The organism is Vibrio sp. 10N.222.46.A1, from assembly GCF_041473595.1.
In the GTDB taxonomy this organism is placed as follows: domain Bacteria; phylum Pseudomonadota; class Gammaproteobacteria; order Enterobacterales; family Vibrionaceae; genus Vibrio; species Vibrio tasmaniensis_A.
In genome coordinates, this window is the sequence record NZ_JBFRSN010000314.1 from 1 (window position 1) to 3,244 (window position 3,244).

The window sequence follows — 3,244 nt, forward strand, 5'->3', positions numbered from 1 at the left end:
ACTCGATTCTCGTCAGTTTTGCTCAGCGTATCTCCAATATTTGTAACCACTACAAAACAGAATTAAATGCCCACTGTCTGCCAGCCCGACTTTCTGGGGACGAGTTCGTTGTATACATTAATGCTCCAAATCACCAAGAAAATATCGCACATCGATTTTCGAATGATTTACTCACCCCACTACAAAAGGGGTTTGTCACCGAGTCAGGTAATTTCCCGATTACGGTCAGTATTGGTATTGCGACCCACCCTAATGATGGCGATACAATCGAGAAGCTTCTTTCGAATGCTGATACCGCGATGTATCAAGCCAAACGTGCAGGTAAAAACCAATTCGCAGATTACTCGTTAGACTTAGATAAAACCATTCAGCGTCAAGCCAGTATTGAGAGCGCCCTCAGAGAAAATAATTTTGATGAAGAGTTTAAGCTCGTTTACATGCCTTATATGGACTCAACAGGAAGTTATATTATTGGTGTAGAAGTGCTATTACGTTGGCACTCAAAACACCTTGGTTTAGTGCCACCCGATGAATTCATTCCTATCGCCGAACAAACCGGATTATTTGAAATAATTGATCGCTGGGTTATCCAGAATGCATTTGCTTCATTCCATCAACTTCAAGCTCAATTCGATCACTCTATTCAGCTATCGATTAACTTATCTTCAGCCGGGATTAAAACCACTCACCTTGCTGATTTCATCAAAGAGCATGCGAAAATCAATCAGATTCCGCCCAATTTGATCGATTTTGAAATCACAGAAACCTTTTACTCAAACTCTCAGGGGTTCCCATTACTTAACCAGTTATCATACATGGGCTATAGATTAGCAATCGACGACTTTGGTTCTGGTTACACCTCGATCACTCAACTGGTTCAATATCCAACTCAGAAGATTAAATTGGATAAAACCTTTTTGGACACCTTGATTGAGACAGATAACCAGAACATAGTGAAACCCATTATCGGGCTATGCCATGCTCAAGGGAAAAAGGTCACAGCCGAAGGAATTGAAACTCAATGCATGCATCAGTGGTTACAAGATGCGCAGTGCGATATGCTACAAGGCTATTATTTTGGTAAGCCAATGCCATTAGAAGAGCTGACGGAATGGTACCGACAGCATCAACTCAATTTTATCGATAATAAAAAGAATCAACCACATGAAATCTGTAATCATCGCATCGCTGAATCCAGCTAAAATTAGCGCCGTTAAAAGTGCATTCTTATCGGCTTTTCCTGATACTGAATTTGATTTCAAAGGCATCAGTGTCCCTAGTGGCGTCGCCGATCAACCCATGAGCAACGACGAAACCTATCAAGGTGCGGTAAATCGTGTTTACAACACGATCCAAGCTCAGCCTAATGCAGATTTTTATGTGGGATTAGAAGCTGGAATAGAAAAAAACGTTACCTTTGCATGGATGGTGATCGAAGCAAATGGCCTACGTGGAGAATCGCGTTCAGCAAGTTTGATGTTGCCACCTGCAGTACTTGAAAAGTTAGAACATGCGAACGAGCTAGGGGATGTGATGGATGAAGTGTTTGGCACCGATAATATCAAACAAAAAGGCGGTGCGATTGGCCTACTAACGCATAACCAACTAACACGCAGCTCTGTCTATCATCAGGCTTTAATTTTAGCGCTGATCCCATTTGTGAATCCAGAGCACTTTCCTATCTAGATCTTCGCTAAACTTCGAAAGCCTCAGAGAACAATCACCAGAATTAAAAAACGCTAACATTCAGTTAGCGTTTTTATCGAATTAATAGACACACTACTCAGAGGTTGCTTGACTCAGTTATTGTTTGAGCAAAAGGTCGGCGATCACGGCTTTCTCTTGTTCAGATTTGGCCTTTAGCTCATTTGAGCCTCTGGTTATCGTCGCGACGCCTACTCCCAGCATTTGGCTAACCTGTCGTTGAGACATCTCACCTTTCATCAACTCACAAAAGATGTTAATTCGAGCAACTAAAGCATCTCGCTCGTCTGGTGTCATCATCATGGTCAACAATAGTTCATGCTGATCTTTTTCGACAGCCGTCTTTACCAAGTCCATCAGTTGTTGCCAATTCTCATATTCAGGTTGTGATGCCATATCTCTACACTTACTTTTAAATTCTGACTTTAAAGAGTCGCTTAACGATTGAAAGCGTCGAACACTTTATACCGAAACACTTGATGTGATCCAATGTAAAAAGGCAGTAAGTGGAAATGGTTCGCACTCACTGCCTTTAATATTACTCAGCTTGGAGAAAAATACAGAAAGCTTAGTATTTCGTTTTTGCCTCGTGAGGTGCTAAAAACGTCCCTTTCTCACCCAGGATATCTCGATAGTAAGTCTCAAACATCAAGATATTCTGAACGTAACCACGAGTCTCTTTGAATGGGATCATCTCGATAAAAGCAAATGCATCGAGCTTTTCATCGCTGCGAGATCGCCACTGTTTCACACGACTAGGGCCAGCATTATACGCGGCAAATGCGAAGATGCGGTTATCATCATATTGAGCGAGTAGGCCATCTAAATAATGACTACCTATCTCAATATTCTTACCTACATCATAAAGATCATCGCTGCCCTGGTACTTAATCTTATGTTTGTTAGCCGTGTATTGCGCCGTCTTTGGCATAATTTGCATGATGCCACGCGCGCCAACTGGAGAGCGAGCCTCTGAATCCATCGCACTCTCTTGTCTTGCTAAAGACATCAAAGTAATTGGATCGAGATCGTGCTTCTCGGCATAGAAATTAAACCACCACTTATGAGCGACAGGGAAACGTAACGCAATGTTATCCCACATCTTCGCAGAAATACTCGCCGTTACCGTAAAGTGATTCCATCGCTGTGTCGCAGCATGAGCAGCAAGCATCGCTTTTTGCTCTTTATCTGCATGACTTAATAACCAGCGCCACTCACTCTTTGCAGCCGCTATTTTATCTCGCTCAATCAGCTCACCTATGCGAACCAAAGAAGTGTCGAATGGTTTCACCATTTCTGCACTGTATTTAAGGGTCGACGTTGGATAGCTAACAGGCTTATTTAATTGCTTAGCGGCAGCCACACTATAGAAATTACGCTGACCCAAAATGTCTGACAATCGCTTATTACCTTCAGCAGTATCGCCTAGCGCAATCTCAGCTCTACCCTGCCAATACTGCCAGCGAAGCGAAGCTTGATGTTTACCATCTAAGCGCGCAATCCACTCTTTCAAACCCGTCCAATCGGCATGTTGAATAGC

The 3,244-nt window shown here is 42.7% G+C and carries 4 protein-coding genes; 2 read left to right on the top strand and 2 right to left on the bottom strand.

Features of this window, described 5'->3' with window-relative positions; translation table 11 throughout:
* Both AB4496_RS10300 and yjjX read left to right on the top strand, forming a co-directional pair.
* On the top strand, positions 1-1,202 hold a 1,202-nt coding region (locus AB4496_RS10300; protein ID WP_372130915.1), incomplete at its 5' end, for a putative bifunctional diguanylate cyclase/phosphodiesterase.
* Entirely contained in the window at positions 1,165-1,686 is a 522-nt protein-coding gene (yjjX, locus tag AB4496_RS10305; protein ID WP_009848462.1) for an inosine/xanthosine triphosphatase, read from the top strand. The genes AB4496_RS10300 and yjjX, both read left to right, overlap by 38 nt.
* Before the next feature lie 117 nt (positions 1,687-1,803).
* On the opposite strand, the gene trpR is transcribed toward yjjX, so the two are convergent.
* Positions 1,804-2,100: a trp operon repressor gene (gene trpR / locus AB4496_RS10310; RefSeq protein ID WP_009848461.1), complete on the bottom strand. Its 297-nt coding sequence runs from the start codon at positions 2,098-2,100 to the stop codon at positions 1,804-1,806.
* Positions 2,101-2,272: 172 nt separating this feature from the next.
* The coding region (locus tag AB4496_RS10315) for a transglycosylase SLT domain-containing protein (RefSeq protein WP_372130917.1) at positions 2,273-3,244 on the bottom strand (972 nt) is incomplete at its 5' end.

Bases quoted from the DNA above. Each gene is read 5' to 3' on its own strand.
- yjjX (WP_009848462.1), top strand. From the start codon at position 1,165: ATGAAATCTGTAATCATCGCATCGCTGAATCCAGCTAAAATTAGCGCC.
- trpR (WP_009848461.1), bottom strand. From the start codon at position 2,100: ATGGCATCACAACCTGAATATGAGAATTGGCAACAACTGATGGACTTG.